This is a genomic window from Actinoplanes solisilvae, assembly GCF_003999975.1.
Lineage (GTDB): Bacteria > Actinomycetota > Actinomycetes > Mycobacteriales > Micromonosporaceae > Actinoplanes > Actinoplanes solisilvae.
In genome coordinates this window covers 160890-177639 of record NZ_RJAC01000010.1, presented here as the reverse complement: position 1 = coordinate 177639, position 16750 = coordinate 160890, and the positions used below count along the sequence as shown (strand labels likewise).

The following is a 16750-nucleotide window of genomic DNA, read 5'->3' as shown; positions in this document are numbered from 1 at the left end:
AGGTGACGACGACATCTCCGGGTGAGTTCCCCGGAGCGGCCATCGACGGGTTTGACAACCGTCGCGTGGCGCATGTCGTCATGCCTTGCTCACGCCTTCCTTTTTGAGGTTCTCCATGTCTTTCGTCGTCGGCTCCGCCGTGTCCTTTTCCTGGCCGGATGACACCCCGGTCTTCGCAGACCTGTCCTTCTCGATCCCGGGCGGGCGCACCGGTCTGGTCGCGCCCAACGGCTCCGGCAAGTCCACCCTGCTCAAGCTGATCGCGGGCGAGCTCACGCCCACCGCGGGCAGCGTCACCGTGCAAGGCGTGCTCGGCTACCTGCCGCAGCACCTGCCCTTCGCCCAGCAACAGACGGTCGCGCAGGTGCTCGAGGTCGACCGGGCCATCGCCGCCCTGCACGCCATCGAGGCCGGGGACGCCTCCGAGGACCACTTCACCACCATCGGCAACGACTGGGACATCGAGGAACGCACCCGCGCCGAACTCGACCGCCTCGGCCTGGCCGACGTCACCCTCGACCGCACACTCGGCACGCTCAGCGGCGGCCAGGTCGTCTCCCTCGGTCTGGCCGCTCAGCTGCTCAAACGGCCCGACGTGCTGCTGCTCGACGAGCCCACCAACAACCTCGACCGTTTCGCGCGCGAGCGTCTGATCGCCGTGCTGCGCGCGTGGACCGGCTGCCTGCTGGTGGTCAGCCACGACCGCGGCCTGCTCGACGAGATGGACCGCATCGCCGCCCTCGACCACGGCGAGATCCGCTGGTACGGCGGCACGTTCACCGAGTACGAGCAGGCGGTCCAGGCCGAGCAGGAGGTTTTCGAACGCCAGGTGCGCCAGGCCGAACAGGACGTGAAACGCCAGAAACGCGAACTGCAGCAGGCCCGGGAACGAGCCGCCCGGCGAGCCTCGACCGCGTCGCGCAACCTGGCCGACGCCGGGCTGGCCCGCATCGTCGCGGGCAACCTCAAACGCGACGCGCAGGTGTCGGCGGCCAAGTCCAACGAGGTGCACGCCAACCGGCTCGGCGACGCCCAGGCCAAACTCGACCAGGCCAGCCGCGCCGCCCGCCAGGACGACACCATCACCCTCGACCTGCCCGGCACGACGGTCCCCGCCGGCCGCACGGTCTTCCACGGCAACGACCTGCAGGCCACGTACGGTGACAGGCTGGTCTTCGGCGGCGTCGGGCTCGACATCCGGGGGCCGGAGCGGATCGCCCTCATCGGACCCAACGGCGCGGGCAAATCCACTCTGCTGCGACTGATCGGCGGCTACCAGCAACCCGATTCCGGCGTTGCGTCGCGGGCCGAGGGCCGGGTGGCCTACCTGTCCCAACGCCTCGACCTACTCGACGCCGACCGGACGGTGGCCGAGAACTTCGCGTCGTTCGCTCCCGCGCTGACTGAGGCCGACCGGATGAACAAGCTGGCCCGCTTCCTGTTCCGCGGCGCCCGCGCCCACCTGCCGGTCAGCGTCCTCTCCGGCGGCGAACTGCTGCGGGCCACCCTGGCCTGCATCCTGTTCGCCGAGCCGGCCCCGCAACTGCTGCTGCTCGACGAGCCCACCAACAACCTCGACCTGGTCAGCGTGGGCCAACTGGAGAGCGCGCTGACGGCGTACCAGGGAGCTTTCGTGGTCGTCAGCCACGACGACCGCTTCCTGGCCGAGATCAAGGTGGACCGCTGGCTCGAACTGGCCGACGGCCGCCTCACCGAGACACGGGCGCCGGCCTGATCTTCGGGGATGCCGCCTCACACCGGCCGGGTGCGAGGCGGCTTTCCCCACCGCGAGAGGCCGGAAGGCAACCCTAGGCGGCCGCGGCGGGCTTGCGGGCCGGGTCGGGCGCGGCCGGGCTCTCGGTGGGCCGGCGGGTCAGGACTCGGGGGCCTGCCGCGGTGATGGCGACCGTGTGTTCCGAGTGGGCCGTGCGGGAGCCGTCGGCTGAGCGGATCGTCCAGCCGTCCTCGTCGTACTTGATTTTGTCGGTTGACTGGCACAGCCACGGCTCGATGGCGACCGTGAGGCCGGGGTCGAGCCGCATGCCGCGCCGGGCCCGGCCGTCGTTGGAGATGTGCGGGGCCTCGTGCATGGTGCGGCCGATGCCGTGGCCGCCGAACTCGTGGTTGACGCTGTAGCCGTACGAGTGGGCGACCTGGCCGATCGCGGCGGAGATGTCGCCGATGCGCCCGCCGGGCTGGGCCGCGGCGACGGCCGCCTCGAGCGCGACCTGGGTGGCCTCGATCAGGTGAAGGTCGGCCGGGTCGGGCGGGCCGACGACGAACGACAGGGCCGAGTCGGCCGCCCAGCCGTCGATCGCCAGGGCCATGTCGATGCTGAGCAGGTCGCCGTCGCGCAGCACGTAGGAGTGCGGAAGACCGTGCAGGACCGCGTCGTTGACCGACAGGCACAGTACGTTGCGGAACGGGCCGCGGCCGAACGAGGGGGAGTAGTCCCAGTAGCACGACTCGGCGCCGCGCTCCTTGATGCGGCGGCGGGCGTGGTGCTCGATGTCCATGAGGTCGACCCCGACCGCCGCGACGCCGCTCAGCTCGGCCAGCAGCTCACCGACGAACTGGCCGGTCACCGCCATCCGGTCGATCTCCTCGGCGGACTTCAACTCGATCACGACAAGCCTCCCTCTCCCTGTGCGGTATTTTTATACCACGACGGATGAGGGCTATCCTGCTGGGCATGGTTCGCCAACCGCTCACCCCCGAACAGATCGCCGCGGGCCAGCGCCTCGGGGCCGCGTTGCGCGCCGCGCGGGGCGATCGCAGCCTCGTCGAGGTGGCCCTGGCGGCCGGCATCTCCCCCGAGACGCTGCGCAAGATCGAGGCGGGTCGCCTGCCCGCGCCCGCGTTCGGCTCCGTGGTCTGCCTCAGCCAGGCCCTCGACATCCCCCTCAGCGACCTGGCCGACGTCTGGCTGGCCGACACGCCCGTCCGTCAGGCGTCCTGACCCGTGCCGGCGGCGCTGCGTTTCGCGACGCGCCGGTCCGACTCGCCGTGGGTCGACTCCGTGTGGACCTGCACGAGCGAGCAGGTCACCCGGATGACGTCGGTTGCGGGCGTACGGTGGGGGCTGGTCTTCCACGAGCAGCAGGGCCGGGCGTACGCGAGCGTGACCGGCCCCGAGACCCGCACCGGCGCGGCGCCCGTGCCCGAGGGTGCGAGCTTCACCGGCATCGAGTTCGCCCTGGGCACCTCGTTGCGAGTCATGCCCACACCGGCCCTGGTCGACGGCGGGCTGGTGCTTCCGGAGGCCACTCGTCGCGCCTTCCGGCTGGACGGCGCGAGCTGGGCGACGCCCGGCCCCGACGACGCCGAGGCGCTGGTCGACCGGCTCGTCCGCGCCGGCGTCGTGGTGCGTGACCCGCTGGTCGCCGAGGTTCTCCGGGGCGGGTGTCCGGGCGTTTCCGGGCGTACGGTGGAACGGCGGTTTCGCGCGGCGACCGGGCTCACCCGGGGTGCCGTACGGCAGATCGAGCGCGCCCGTGCGGCGGCCGAGCTGCTGGTGGCCGGCGACACGGCCGCTGACGTCGTGGCCAAGCTCGACTACTTCGACGAGCCTCACCTGGCCCGCGCCCTGCGTTCGTACGTCGGACGCACCGCGAAGCAGCTGCGCGAGGGAACCGGGGGCGCGATCGCCCTCAGCGCTTGACGTCGTAGACCAGCTTCAAGATCCCGTTCGGGTAGCTCTGCGACTCGCGCAGCGTCAGCATGTGCTTGTCGCGGTCGGCCCGGCCGAACAGGCTCTTGCCGGCGCCGAGCAGCACGGGGAAGACGAGCAGGTTGTACTGGTCGATCAGGCCCGCGTCGGACAGCCGCCGGGCCAGCTCGGCGCTGCCGTGGATGAAGATCGCACCGCCCTCGCCCCGTTTGAGCGCGGCCACGTCGTCGGTCGAGCGCAGGATCGTCGTCGGCCCCCAGTCATCGACGAGGGCGTCCTCGGAGATCGAGCCCGACACCACGTACTTGGGCAGTTCCTTGTAGCCGGCATGGTCCTCGGAACCCGGCCAGACCGGGGCGAAAGCCTCGTAGCTTCGGCGGCCGAACATCAGCGCGGTCGTGTCGGCGAGCTCCTCGCCCTTGAGCGACCAGGCCTCCGGGACGAACTCGAGGTCCTTGAACACCCACCCGCCGCTGCGGTGTCCCTCCGACGGTCCGCCGGGCGAGTCGACAACGCCGTCGAGCGACATGAAACCGGTGTAGACCAGGTTGCGCATGGTGCTTTCTCCTCTGGGTCGGGGCTGCGCGTTCACGTTATGTCCTCATCCCGTCCGCGGTCTTGGACAGAAACGACAGCGGGTTTCGGCCGGGAGCCGCGGGGTACTGCTGAGGCCGTTGTGGTCAAAGTTCACGGGATCGTCATAGCGCTGCGGGACCGTTGCCACATCGTGCGGGGATGCTGGAGAGACAACCAGATAAGAGGTGACACGTGATGCAGAGTGCCGATGTCCGGCCCGCGAGTGTCTCGATCGCCCTGACCACGCCGGCCGCGCTGGTGCGCGTGTCCGGCGATGTTGACGTCGACATCGTCTCAGAGCTGCGTCAGAGACTCGACGAGGCTGTGGCCCTGCGCCCGGTCGTTATCGTCGACCTGACCGCCGCCGGCACGATCGACTCGCTGTGCCTGGGCATCCTGGTGCGGGCGCGCAACGCGGCCCGCCGTAACGGCGGCGACGTCCTGCTCGTGATCGCCGGCGACTTCCTGATGACCGTGCTCAAGGCTCAGCGCCTGCACGACGCCTTCCGCACCTTCGACACCGTGCCCCAGGCGATCACGGCGGCCTCGACCCGATAGATTGTCCGTCATCTATCTCAGATGAGCGGGGGTCGCGATGGGTGCTGGGCGGCGCAACTTTCTGCGGGCGGGCGTGGTCGGCGGCGGGGCGGCCCTGCTGAGCCAGTTCGGCGCCGGGGCGGCGCGGGCGGCGGGCATCAACCCGTTCCCGCCCGGGGAGGACGAGCCCACCCGGGAACTGCGGACCGCGCTCGACAACGCCGCCAACAACATCGGGGACGAGCGCGACGACTGCGGCCGCATCGTGGTGAAGATCGATCCCGATGCCACCATCAGGCTGCGGAACACGCTGATCATCGGGCCGAACACCTGTCTCGACGCGACTGAGGCGACGATCCTGGCCGCGTTCCCGACGGCCCCGCAGACCTACACCGCCCAGGCCAGCGGCCACTCGCCGACGCCGGTCTACCCGACGACCTTCACCAGCGTCAAGGCCGCCGGCGTCTCGCACGCCACGATGGTGCTCAACCACGTGCCGGCCGACGCGCGCGGCTTCCACCAGGCGCCCGGCAACATCCGCATCCAGGGCGGGTTCTGGGATCCCACCGCGTCCTATCTGGAGAACGTGAGCGCCGACGACCGGGCCAAGGCCACCCAGGCGCCGCCGCTGAACGTCATCACGATGCAGCACACGAGCAACATCGAGATCGAGGGCGTCACCGTACGTGACGTGAAGTGGTGGCATGCCGTCGAGCTCAACGCGGTGCGCACGGCCACGATCTCGGGCTGCGCCTTCGAGGGCTGGGTCGAGGACCCCACCGTCGGCCTCTGGCACGGCGAGGCGGTGCAGCTCGATCTGGCCGCGAGCAACACCACCTGGGCGGGCGACGCCGACGGGACGCCGTGCTCGAACATCCGCATCGCCGGCAACCGGTGCGGCACCTCGACGACCAGGCCGGGCTGGGGCCGGTTCATGGGCTCGCACACCAGCCAGGCCGATGCGATCCACTCCGACGTCACCGTCGAGTTCAACATCATCACCAGCACCAAGTACGACGCCATCGGCCCCCTCGACACGCGCGCGGTGAGCGTCCGTGGCAACACGATCACCAACTGCGTCGGCGGCGTCTACGTCAAGACGACCCTCAACAACGTCAGCCGCGTCGACGTCGTCGACAACGTGGTCACCGGCACGACCCGCGCCGCGATCGCCGTCCGATCCGACCCCACCACCTTCACGCTCAGCGACGTCGCCGTCTTCGCCAACAACGTCAACGGCACCTTCTCGTACGCCGGGGTGCTCCCACGGGCGGGCCACAGTCCTCTGCAGACGCAGTAGCCGGGTGTCTGAGAACACTTTGTCCTACATTTGGCTCAAGCCGTAGTTTTGGCGGATGCCCCGCCTCGACAGGCCCGTCTCCCTGGCCGAACAGGTCGCCGACCAGCTCCGCCGCCGCATCGCCGACGGTGAGTTCCCGATCGGCGCGCTGCTGCCCACCGAGCACGAACTGAGCCGTGAGCTCGGCGTGAGCCGCAACAGCGTGCGCGAAGGGCTGCGCTCACTCGTGCACGCCGGCCTGCTCGGCGCCCGCGCCGGTTACGGAACGTTCGTGGTCGCGACCAGCGATCTCGCCCCCGCGCTGGCCCGCCGCCTGGCCCGCGACCGCGCCGACGACGTCGCCGAAGTACGGCTCGTGCTCGAGCGCGAGGCCGCCCGGCTGGCCGCCCTCCGCGCGACCCCGCCGCAGGTCCAGGCCCTGCGCGACGCCCTCGCGGCCCGCCGCACCGCCACCGACGGCCGGGAATACGCCGCGGCCGACATCGCTTTCCACCAACTGCTGCTCGAAGCCTCCGGCAACCGGCTGCTCGCCGAACTCCACCGCGGAGCCGGCGGCGTCGAGCAGGGCCTGCTGGGGGTGGTCATGACCGAGACCCACCCGGCCACGGTCGTGCCGGGCCTGCCCGCCGTCGACGCCGCGCACGAGGCGCTCGCCGACGCGATCGCGGCCCGCGACCCCGCTGCGGCCTGCGCGGCGGCGGAACACATGGTGCGGCTCATCAACGAGCAGAACGCCCTCGAAACGACCGGAGAACCACCCCGTGGCACCAACTGACGTCCTGCTCGACCGCTCCGCCTCCGCCCCGAGTCCTGCCGTCCGCGCCCTCAAGCCCGCTCTCGTACTGGCGGGTCTGCTGCTGGTCGCGGCGAACCTGCGGGCCGGCATCACCACCGTCGGGCCGGTGCTCGAGGAACTGCGCCACGACCTCGGGCTGTCCTCGCTGACCGCCTCCGCGCTGATCAGCCTGCCGCTGCTCGCGTTCGCCGTCGTCTCCCCCTTCGCGCCCGCACTGGCCCGCCGCCTCGGCCTCGAACGCACCCTGGCCCTCGGCCTGGCCGGTCTCGCCGCCGGGCTCGTCATCCGCTCGGTGCCCGGCCGCCCGCTGCTGTGGGCCGGCACGGCTTTGCTCGGCGTCGCGGTCGCCGTCCTCAACGTCATCCTGCCCGCGCTGGTCAAACGCGACTTCCCGACCCGCATCGGGCAGATCACCGGCACGTACTCGTCGCTGCAGGCGGTCTTCGCCGCCGTCGCCGCGGGCCTGGCCGTGCCGGTCGCCGCGGCCACGTCGGCCGGGTGGCGGCTGCCCCTGGGCATGTGGGCCGGGCTGGCCCTGATCGGGATCGCCGTGCTCGCGCCCCAGTTGCGCCGGCGCACCGTGAACTCTCCCGCCCAGGACGACGTACGGCTTGAGCCCGCGAAACCGCTGCGCAGCCCCTGGCGTACGAGGTTGGGCTGGCAGGTGACGATCTTCATGGCGCTTCAGTCGACCGGCTACTTCGTGCTCATCACGTGGCTGCCGTCGATCGAGGAGTCGGCCGGAATCAGTCCCGCGACGGCCGGCGTACACCAGCTGCTGCTCAACGGACTCGGCATCGCGGGCAGCATCACCGCCTCGGCCCTGATCCCGCGCCTGCGTGACCAGCGCGTCCTCGGCGTCGTGGCCCCGCTGCTGTTCGCCGCGTCCACGGTCGGCTTCCTGGCCGCCCCGCAGCTCAGCGCCGCCTGGGCCGTCATCGCGGGCATCGCCGGTGGTGGATCGATCGTGCTGGCCCTGTCGTTCTTCGGCCTGCGCACGGCCCACCACACGCAGGCGGCGGCGCTGTCCGGCATGGCCCAGTCCATCGGCTACCTGGTCGCCGCGGCCGGCCCGATCGCGGTCGGCGCCCTGCACGACGCCACCAACTCCTGGACGCCGGCCCTGCTGTCCCTGCTCGCCATCCAACTGGTCCTGGCCGGCTTCGGCTACCTCGCGGGTCGCAACCGCGTCATCGGCTGACGGTTCTCGGTCGTTTCTCAGCCAAGGGATCGACGAAGTTCGCTACCTTGGGTGCGTGAGGCAGACGCGGAAAGTGACTCTGTGCCGGTGGAAGGTCCGGAACGACTTCGGAGTGAGTCTTTGGTGGACCACCGGAGAGCCGCGGACCGGAATGGAACGCCTGCAGGAACGATCGCTCGACGCCGCCGACGCCGAGATCCGGCGCTGGCAGGAAGCGGCCGAGGCATGCTGCGACGCGCTGGCCGAAGCGGACGCCGATCTGACCGCGGCGCAACCTGAGCCGTCACGGCTCTTCTGGCGTCGCCGTCGCGCTCGCCGGCGGTGGACGGCGGAACTCGCGCGATACGAGGAACGGGTCCGGGCGGCGCGCGTGACCTACGAGCCGTACGCCGAGAAGGTCGCGGACCGCTGCCGCGCCTATGAGCAGGATGAGCTCGAAGTCTTCCTGAAGCGCAGAAGTGAACTGGTGGCGCGGTTCGAGAAGTGGTGCGAGGCCCGCCGCACGGACAGCCGGCTCGCCGGCAAACGACGCTGGCGGATCGTCACCACCGACAACGTACGGCGGGTGGCGGTGGGCGGGAAGTCCGACGCCTACGCCGTTGCGGCGCGCGACATCATGCTGACACCAGAGGCACACGCGGCGATCGCGAAGGAGACCGGGGCCGACCCGGCGCGCTGGTGGACGTGGCTGTGCGACACCGTGGAGAACCGGCGGGCGCTCGAAGCCGCCCTCCGAACCGTGCGGACGGCGATCACCGAGACCTCGCGGGCGCTCGCGGACGCCGGTCACCCGAACGCCGTGTTCCGGCCCGGAGACACCACCCTCGAACCCACCGTCACCGGCTGGACAGTCACCTTCAACTGGGCCGGGATGAAACAGCCGTCCGTTCCAGGCCCACCGGCAGCCACCAAAGAGGTGTACGGCCGGTACGTCGGCGCGCCGTTCGGGCACCTTCCCAGCGACGCGCTGCTGACCGTCAACGGCAAACTCGCCAAGCAGCGCACGGCGTACCCGGGGAACGACTATCTGCGTCACCGGCGCCGCTGGTACGAGACCGGCCCGGACGAGTACACCCGCTGGGAGCTCGACGCCAAACTGACATGCCACGACCTGTCCGAATACAGGACGAGGTACGAGATACCGGTGCCCCAGCTACTGCCGTCGAAGACCTACGTGCCGTACATCGAAGGCGTCGCCGCGGTGATGAGCGCCGGATTCCGCGGCCTGACACGCCGCCGCTCACCGTAAGTCGACGCCGGGCGAACATGTCCAGCAGAAAGTCCAGGGTGACCGCCGGGCCCAGCCGACGCCGAATGTAGCCGGGAACGAGATGGCCGCGCGCGACGGCCGAGTCGTGCCACACCAACCGAAACGGTGCCTGCGCGCCGAACCATCCGCCCAGACAGTCGTCGAGAGCGTCAAGGTTCCCGCCTCGCAAACCGCCACTACGGTTGACCTCCTGCTCAACGGCCGTCTCGATTGCGTAGCGCTGTTTAGATGTACGAATGCAATCGTGGGAAGCAGCCTTGCTGGTCATCGCCGCGATCGGCTCGATCGTGGCCGCGATGGGCGCCTTCCTCCAGGAGAAGCGCACCTCGAAGGCCCAACTCGCGGCCATCCATCGAAAGCTGGACCTGGTGATGGATCATCTCGGCATCGTGGAGCCCGTGGCGCCGGACGTGGTCCGGCACTTGAAGAACGGCCGGACGATCGAGGCCGTTCGCGCCTACCGCAAGCAGACCGGCACCAGCTTGCTGGAAGCGAAACAGGCGGTCGACCGCATCGCCGCCGAACTACAGGCCCGGGGATGAGACCACAGGCAAGAGACATGACGGCCTCGTCCCTGACATGACGGCCTTGTTCCTGACGGCCTCGTCCCTGACGGCCTCGTCCCTGACGGCCTTGCTCTTGACGACTTTGCCCGGATGGTATTTCTATAGGTTTACTTATGCTGCGTCCTGTATTGGGCGTTTCTCCCCGGTGGCCCTCTCGCTGACGAACCAACGGGCGTTCGTTCGTCGGCTACCGACCTTGCTTTCCTGTCGGCCATCGATCTTGCTTCTTCAGGTTGCGGCGGCGAGGGGGTCGGGGCGGTGTGGGCAGCGAGCCCATAGGCAGAGCAGCGGCGACAGCGCCGTCGGCCACATAGCTGACACGATGGAGCCATGCAGGTGGTTCCGAGGCAGGGCGGTGATGGCCGCCAGGCCGGTGTGGAATGTCAATTGCCGGGCGCCATCGACGCTCGATGACGGCGCGCCTTGCCGGGAGTCGGGAGGCTGTCGGTTTTGCAAAACCGCATTGTTGTTTTCGATTTCTGCGCCGAGAATGGCATGATCATGTCTTAGCAGACGATCTTGTGGTGCGGAATAATCTATGCATGGCGCACATGCAGCTTTCGTTATTCAGCAGGTCTGAGACGGCGGCCATGCGCGACCCTACCGAGAAGCACAATTATTCGCCGGGCAATGAGGCATTTCGTCTTTATCATGAAGCTTGTCGCAAGGTCGGGCTGAAGTATCGTCATGCATGGAAACTGTGCCGGTTGCGCGGGTGCACTCGCCTATGTTTCGAAGTCGGAATACATGATCCCTGCGAGGCCGTCCCGCCGCTGCTCTGGGACCCCGAGTTCACGGTTGCCCGACCGCCTCGTCGAGACGCGGGAAGTCATAGGTCCGTTGCCGCGGGTGGATCGCCGGACGGCAATCGATCAACGGAATCGGTCAAGCGCGTAGCGAGTGCGGCGTCGGAGCGCGTTTCCGGATCAGCTTCGGCCGGGCCTGCGTGCGGGCCGGAGTCGGAGCCGGCGATCGAGCCTGCTGCGGCAACTCAGCCCGAGTCCGCGGTCCCGGCTCGGTCCGTGGTTGTGGCTCGGCCTGTGCGGCGTGTGGTTGTGGCTCGGCCTGCGCGGCGTGTGGTTGTGGCTCGGCCTGCGCGGGGCGTGGTGGTGGCTCGGCCTGTGCGGCGTGTGGTTGTGGCGCGGCGTGTGGTTGTGGCTCGGCCCGCGCGGGGCGTGGTTGTGGCTCGGCCTGTGCGGCATGTGGTTGTGGCTCGGCCCGCGCGGGGCGTGGTGGTGGCTCGGCCTGCGCGGCGTGTGGTTGTGGCTCGGCCTGCGCGGCCCGTGGTTGTGGCTCGGCCCGCGCGGCCCGTGGTCTCGGCTTGGCCCGTGGTCTGGGCTCGGCCGGCGGTTCCGGCTTGGTCCGTGGTTCCGGCTCGGCCGGCGGTTCCGGTTCGGTCGGAGTCGGGTGATTCGTTCGGTCCTGGTCGCCGCAAGGGATTCGTTGAGCGGGAGCATTTCGTCCGGGGTGTATATCCGTTATGTGCGCCGGGTTCGGCTGCTGCTGATCCGGGGTTGGGCTCTGGGTTGAGTGGCTCATGCGGCGAGGGAATTTCGTCTGCGAGGCGGAACTGGCCAAAGCCGAAATTGCCGCAGCATTTGTTGCATCGCGGAAGGCCCTCTAGTTACGGTGCCGTTCGTGCTGGGCCGCGGCCCTTGAGTGGGAGGCACCCGTGTGATTCGAGATGTAGTTATGTTCGCAGGGTGAAACGGGGGATGGTGCAGCCCAGTTCCGAGCTGATGTCAAAGGTGAGAATGCGTGGACCTCCGTCCATGACGAAGCCTTGAGCTGCCTGACGTGGAGACCCTTCTCGAAGACGCGGAGGAATGCACTCGTTGGTGGGATCAGGTGGCCGGCGTACGCGCTGGCAACGTGGGTGTTGGTGGTGTGAGCGGGTGTCCCGAGTGGGGTGCCGGCAACGTCGGCGACGTGGTCTCTGCTCGGTCCGGCGTTGGTGCCTGTCGAGGTCGGTCGGCGTGTCTCTGAGTGCCGGCCCTGGGCATGTCGGTGAGAGGGTTCGTTTCGGGCGGTGCTCGGTTGTTCCGTGATCAGGTGTAGCGGTATTCGACCGGGCCGGATGGGGGACGGTGGTCTCGGACCAGGACCTCGCCCGGGCCGGGGAAGTTGGCGCAATGTGGTCCGTGCAGGTCGAGGTTTGCCAGGTCGGTGCTGATGACGGCTGAGCCGAAGAAGTCTGGGTCGAGGATGTAAGCCACGCGTGTTCCGGCGCTCGGGGGAGAGGACGAGGGATGCGCGAACGACGAGGAGGAGCCCGCGGGAGTGGGGAGAGGTTGACCTGGAGCCGAGAAGGAGTCCTGGGGAGCGGAGAACGCTTGTGGCGGCTCGATCGGGCGTAGGCCGGTGAGTGACTGACGGTAAACGCGGCCGTCTTTCCAGATCTCGATAGTGGTGTGGGAGCTGACGGCGGCCGCGGCGGCGAAAGGTGTGGGAGACGACCGTCCACAGCACTTGGGTGGCCAGCGCCGGGTTGCCCTGGGGAACGCCGAAGTACATGCCGGGGCGCTTGCGCACAGAGTCTGCCAGCGCCAGGACGGTGATGTAGTCGCGGTCGGGCATGAAGGCGAGGATAGAGTTGGGTGGCGTGCGAAACGGATAATGCCCGGCATGGGTTACGACCTGCACATCACTCGGGCGGTTTGGTACAGCGAGAGTGGCCGCTTTCCCATTCTGGATGCTGAGGTCGTGGCTGCGGTGGAGGCCGCGGACGATCTGGTCACGCCGGGGGATGCGCCTCGCCGTCCGGGGTTCTGTTACGTGGTTTGGAGCCTGTCGGCAAGCAACGACGAGTATCTGCTGTTTCAGGACGGGATGCTGTCCACCAAGAACCCGACCGAGGCATTTCGGCGGCGGATGACCGAGCTGGCCGCCCGGCTTGACGCCTGGGTGGTCGGGCAGGACGGGGAGCTCTACGAGTGGGACGGCGGCCAAGTTGAGGTTCGGTGGCGCAGCCGGGAGGAGTATGCGACGCGGCGGCGCCTGATCAGCAGGGCGGCGAAGATCCCGGCGAGCGAGTGGATGGCGCTTGCCGCTAACCAGCCCGACTTCGCGACGATGACCACGGTCGAGGCGAACCTGCCCTCCGGGACCAGGCAGATCGAATGCCCGCCGGTCGCATGCTGGACCGGGCATCCGTCCGGCCGGTCTATTCCGTTCTTTCACGACGACTACGACGACGTGGTCGAGGTGACGCACGCCGACGAGCTGATCGAACGCCGGATGGGGGAGCTGGCCACGGTCCTGGGCGCCGAGGTGCAAGACCCGGACGCGCCGGCGGACCCGAACAGCGCGTGCCCCTGCGGAAAGAACACCCTCGCCGAGTGCGTCAAAGCGGCTCAGTCAACCGGCGAGGCCTGACGCGCCGGAAGCAGCGCGATCGCCACCGCCAGCAGCAACGGCGGCAGCACCGGCGCGGCCCAGTTCAGGTGGACGTAGAGGGCGGCCGCCGCCGCGGCCCCGGCCAGCAGAGCCAACAGGTGCATGTAGGCCGGCCAAGCCTGCCGCGCGTGCCCGGTCACCGTCTGGGCCAGCGCCGTCGTCAGGTTGCCGGTCATATAGGTGGTCGAGACCTTCAGACGGATCGCGATCACGCTCTGGCCGCCCATCGCCACGCCGGCCAGGCCGAGCAGCACGCGCGCCACCGTGTCGTGCGGGTGGACGTCGACGACCAGCAGCACCACCGCGAACACCGCCATCAGGAGCCACTCGGCCAGCAGCGGAACCCGTACGGCGCCGGGCTTTGACAATCGGGTCCAGAGCAGGACGCCCAGCGCGAACGTGGGCACGGCGATGCCCACCGCGATCAGGCGGGACGGCTCGGGCTGCCCCAGGCCGTACCCGAAAATGACCAGGTTGCCGGTGATCACGCTGACGAAGGTGCCGCTGAGCGCGGTGATGGCCAGGAGATCCACCGCGCCTGCGCATCCGGCCAGGGCCAGCGTCCCGGCCTGCCGCGAGTTCCATCGGGCCATGACCCATGTCTACCGTGCGGGGCGGCCGGGGACATCGCGCATTTCTGCGATGCGCACGCCCGGGAAGGGCCGCGCGGGGCAAGCGCGGGAGACAACGGGGCCGCAACCGGGAAAGAGGCAATGCGGCAACCGGGGCAGCGGATTCTGGCAGCGTGAAGAGAGCTGTGGCGGGGTGGCAACTGGTGCTGGCCGCCGCCCCCTTGATCATCGCGTCGTACTACCTGCTGCTCGGGGCCCACGCCGGGTGGGCGCTCGCGTTGTTCATGACCGCGAACCTGGCGACCGCGGCCGGCTCCCTGATCGCGGTGCGGCGCAACCCGACGCTGCGGCCGATCCTGTTCCTGCTCGCCGCGGCGGGCGGTTCGATCGTTTTCGGTGACGTCTTCTACTACCTCGTCGAGGCGCCCTATCCGAGCCTCGGCGACGTCGGCTATTTCCTGTCGTATCCGCTGACCGCCGCGGGCCTGCTGATCGTCGTGCGGCGGCGTACCCCGGGCTGGGACGCGGCCAGCGCCATCGACGCGGCGATCGTCGCGGTGGGCTCCGGGTACGTGATCTTCGCGCTGGTCATCGCGCCGACGATGGCGATCGACGCGACCAATCTCGTACGTCTGGTGTCGGTCTCGTACCCGGTCGGCGATCTCATGCTCATCGTGGTCGGCGCGCGGCTGCTGCTCGGCGCCGGTCCCCGCACGACGCCGCTGCGCATGATCGGCATCTGTCTCGTGCTGAAGCTGACCGCCGACACGGTCTACAGCGTCACCGTTCTGGACGGCACTTATCACAACGGCAACCTGCTCGACGCGTTCTGGATGAGCGCCGGGTTCCTGATGGCGGCCACGGTGCTGCACCCCGACCTGCGCCGCCTGGTCGAGCCGGCCGCGGCGGTGACCCCGGACGCGTCGGCGGGCCGGTTGACCGTGCTGGCCATCGCCGCCGTGGTCGCGCCGACCGTCATGACCGTTCAATACCTGCGCGGCGTCAATCCGCACGTGCTGATCGCCGGCCTCGTCTGCAACGTGCTGTTCCTGCTGGTCATCGGGCGCATGGCCGGGCTCGTGCGGGCGCAGCGGCACGCCGCGATCACCGACGGGCTCACCGGGCTGCGCAGCCGGCGCTTCTTCGAGCAGACGATGCTGGCCGAGTCGGCTCGCTCCGCGCGGTCCGGCGACGAGCTGAGCCTGCTGCTGCTCGACATCGACCACTTCAAGAGCGTCAACGACACGTACGGGCACCAGGGCGGGGATCGCGTGCTGGTCGAGGTCGCGCGTCGGCTGACCGGCGTGGTGCGCCCGCACGACCTGGTCGCGCGGTACGGCGGTGAGGAGTTCGCCGTGCTGCTGCCCGGCGCGGGTCTCGACATCGCGCGTGAGGTGGCCGAACGGGTGCGGCAGGGCATCGCGGACGTCCCGATCGGGGTCGGCGAGGACCGTACGCATCGGGTCACCGTGTCGGTCGGCGTTTCGGTGTGCGTTCCCGGCGAGGACCTGGTGCTGGCCGCGGACCGGGCGCTCTACCGGGCCAAGGACGCCGGGCGCGACCGGGTGGCCTACAGCGTCACGATCGAGCGCGACAGCCTGGCCCGTTCGGCCGCCCACACGACCTGATGCGAGGCCAGGCTGGTCGCCATGTCCGAGCTGAGCAGGCCCGGATCGTCCGCGGCCACGGCGGCCAGGAACGCCTCGACCAGTCCTTGGTCGCCGCCGTCGTGCCCCGAGCCCGTCGAGCCCGTGTCGATCGTCGACGTGACCCCCGTACGGAAATCGGTGATCTTGAGAAGGTTGCCGTCGCCCTCGACGTAGCCGTGGCTGCCGAAGACGCGGGTCTGACGGCCCTGCATGGGGGTGAAGGCGGTCATCGTGAACGTCGCGGTCAGGCCCGTGGCGTACTGCATCGTGACGACCTGATGATCGACCACGTCGTTGTCGCAGTCATAGACACAGCGACCGTATGGGCCGTCGCGCAGGGCGGCCAGCACCGACTCGCGCGTCGGCTCCAGGGTCAGCGCGGTCAGCGGCCAGCCGCTCCGTCCCTCGTCGAGACGGCCGAGATAAAGGCGAGGGGCCGAGTACGGGCATGAGGGCTCGACGGCGCAGTCGAGGCACCGATCCGACGCGCCGGGCGGCCGGTTGCCGGGGTGGAAATGCTGGAGGCCGCCGAACGACGCCACGGCCGACGGCGCCGCCCCGATGATGTAGGCCAGCCAGTCGAGGTCGTGGCACGACTTGGTCAGCAGCATCGGCCCCGACTCGGCCGTGGCGCGCCAGTTCCCCCGTACGAAGGAATGGGCCTGATGCCACCACCCGACGGGTTCCAAATGCTGAACGCTGACCACCTGGCCGAGCCGGCCCTCGTCGAGCAGCTGCTTGAGGGCCCGGGAGTAGCGCGTGTAGCGCAGCACGTGGCAGACGGCACCGATCACGCCGGCTTTCTCGACGGCGGCGGCGATGCGGCGCGCTTCGGGCTCGGTGGGGGCCATCGGCTTCTCCAGCAGCAGGTGGTAGCCCAGGCCGGCCATCGCCACGGCCGGGTCGGCGTGCAGCCGGTCCTGCGTCGTGATCACCACCGCGTCGGCTGTGCGCCCGGCGGCGGCGAGCTCCGTCCAGTCCGTGAAGACCGACTTCACGCCGTACGTGTTCACGAACGACTCGCGTCTGTCCGGGTCGGGCTCGGCCACCGCCACCACCCGGGCTCGCCCGCTCGCCACGGCCAGCTCGGCGTAGGTGCGTCCGCGAAGACCGGCGCCGATCACCGCGAGGGCGACCACTTTGCGATCTCCCGCGTACTTCGTAAACTCCATAGCAATATTGGCGGGCGAACAGCCCCACGGGTCAAGGGGCGAAGC

The 16750-nt window shown here is 69.6% G+C and carries 17 protein-coding genes; 12 read left to right on the top strand and 5 right to left on the bottom strand.

Annotation, left to right across the window (positions count from 1 at the left end):
• The first annotated feature begins 115 nt into the window (after positions 1-115).
• Positions 116-1735, top strand: coding sequence for a ribosomal protection-like ABC-F family protein (abc-f, locus tag EER30_RS24795; RefSeq protein WP_127502988.1), 1620 nt, complete (start codon positions 116-118; stop codon positions 1733-1735).
• A 73-nt stretch (positions 1736-1808) separates the two neighbouring features.
• Here the strand turns inward: abc-f and map are convergent, their stop codons facing one another.
• On the bottom strand, positions 1809-2627 hold the full coding sequence (gene map, locus EER30_RS24790; RefSeq protein ID WP_127502987.1) for a type I methionyl aminopeptidase: 819 nt from the start codon (positions 2625-2627) through the stop codon (positions 1809-1811).
• Positions 2628-2692: 65 nt separating this feature from the next.
• On the opposite strand from map, the gene EER30_RS24785 reads away from it, so the two are divergent.
• Together EER30_RS24785 and EER30_RS24780 are read left to right on the top strand one after the other, a co-directional pair.
• Entirely contained in the window at positions 2693-2959 is a 267-nt protein-coding gene (locus tag EER30_RS24785; RefSeq protein ID WP_127502986.1) for a helix-turn-helix domain-containing protein, read from the top strand.
• 93 nt (positions 2960-3052) lie between these two features.
• Entirely contained in the window at positions 3053-3661 is a 609-nt protein-coding gene (locus EER30_RS24780; RefSeq protein ID WP_205650398.1) for a helix-turn-helix domain-containing protein, read from the top strand.
• Here the strand turns inward: EER30_RS24780 and EER30_RS24775 are convergent.
• The gene (locus tag EER30_RS24775) at positions 3651-4226 is read right to left on the bottom strand and encodes a dihydrofolate reductase family protein (RefSeq protein WP_127502985.1); all 576 of its coding nucleotides are present in this window, start codon (positions 4224-4226) and stop codon (positions 3651-3653) included. The genes EER30_RS24780 and EER30_RS24775 overlap by 11 nt on opposite strands.
• A 215-nt stretch (positions 4227-4441) precedes the next feature.
• Between EER30_RS24775 and EER30_RS24770 the strand changes: the two genes are divergently transcribed.
• From EER30_RS24770 to EER30_RS24740, 7 genes are all read left to right on the top strand, one after another.
• Entirely contained in the window at positions 4442-4804 is a 363-nt protein-coding gene (locus EER30_RS24770) for an STAS domain-containing protein (RefSeq protein WP_127502983.1), read from the top strand.
• A gap of 37 nt (positions 4805-4841) precedes the next feature.
• Positions 4842-6083, top strand: coding sequence for a right-handed parallel beta-helix repeat-containing protein (locus EER30_RS24765; protein ID WP_127502981.1), 1242 nt, complete (start codon positions 4842-4844; stop codon positions 6081-6083).
• A 55-nt stretch (positions 6084-6138) separates the two neighbouring features.
• The gene (locus EER30_RS24760; protein WP_127502980.1) at positions 6139-6858 is read left to right on the top strand and encodes a FadR/GntR family transcriptional regulator; all 720 of its coding nucleotides are present in this window, start codon (positions 6139-6141) and stop codon (positions 6856-6858) included.
• Complete coding sequence (locus EER30_RS24755; RefSeq protein WP_240670276.1) at positions 6845-8080, top strand: CynX/NimT family MFS transporter; 1236 nt, start codon at positions 6845-6847, stop codon at positions 8078-8080. The genes EER30_RS24760 and EER30_RS24755 overlap by 14 nt, the downstream gene beginning before the upstream one ends.
• A gap of 112 nt (positions 8081-8192) precedes the next feature.
• Positions 8193-9329, top strand: a complete 1137-nt coding sequence (locus EER30_RS48865; RefSeq protein ID WP_240670275.1) for a hypothetical protein — start codon at positions 8193-8195, stop codon at positions 9327-9329.
• A gap of 278 nt (positions 9330-9607) precedes the next feature.
• Positions 9608-9892: a hypothetical protein gene (locus tag EER30_RS24745; RefSeq protein WP_205650397.1), complete on the top strand. Its 285-nt coding sequence runs from the start codon at positions 9608-9610 to the stop codon at positions 9890-9892.
• A 1071-nt stretch (positions 9893-10963) separates the two neighbouring features.
• Positions 10964-11446 carry a hypothetical protein gene (locus EER30_RS24740; protein WP_127502978.1) on the top strand — a complete coding sequence of 161 codons (483 nt, stop codon included), beginning with the start codon at positions 10964-10966 and terminating at the stop codon, positions 11444-11446.
• Positions 11447-11964: 518 nt separating this feature from the next.
• Here EER30_RS24740 and EER30_RS47290 read toward each other — a convergent pair.
• Positions 11965-12132: a hypothetical protein gene (locus EER30_RS47290; protein ID WP_164842468.1), complete on the bottom strand. Its 168-nt coding sequence runs from the start codon at positions 12130-12132 to the stop codon at positions 11965-11967.
• 409 nt (positions 12133-12541) lie between these two features.
• On the opposite strand from EER30_RS47290, the gene EER30_RS24735 reads away from it, so the two are divergent.
• Complete coding sequence (locus EER30_RS24735; protein ID WP_127502976.1) at positions 12542-13291, top strand: hypothetical protein; 750 nt, start codon at positions 12542-12544, stop codon at positions 13289-13291.
• On the opposite strand, the gene EER30_RS24730 is transcribed toward EER30_RS24735, so the two are convergent.
• A complete protein-coding gene (locus EER30_RS24730; protein ID WP_127502975.1) occupies positions 13270-13905 on the bottom strand; it encodes a YoaK family protein in 636 nt (211 codons plus the stop codon). The two genes, EER30_RS24735 and EER30_RS24730, sit on opposite strands and share 22 nt — an antisense overlap.
• Before the next feature lie 152 nt (positions 13906-14057).
• Here EER30_RS24730 and EER30_RS24725 point away from each other — a divergent pair, with 152 nt between their 5' ends.
• Positions 14058-15512 carry a GGDEF domain-containing protein gene (locus EER30_RS24725; protein WP_164842467.1) on the top strand — a complete coding sequence of 485 codons (1455 nt, stop codon included), beginning with the start codon at positions 14058-14060 and terminating at the stop codon, positions 15510-15512.
• Here the strand turns inward: EER30_RS24725 and EER30_RS24720 are convergent.
• On the bottom strand, positions 15455-16705 hold the full coding sequence (locus EER30_RS24720) for a Gfo/Idh/MocA family protein (protein ID WP_127502971.1): 1251 nt from the start codon (positions 16703-16705) through the stop codon (positions 15455-15457). The two genes, EER30_RS24725 and EER30_RS24720, sit on opposite strands and share 58 nt — an antisense overlap.
• Positions 16706-16750: the final 45 nt, after the last annotated feature.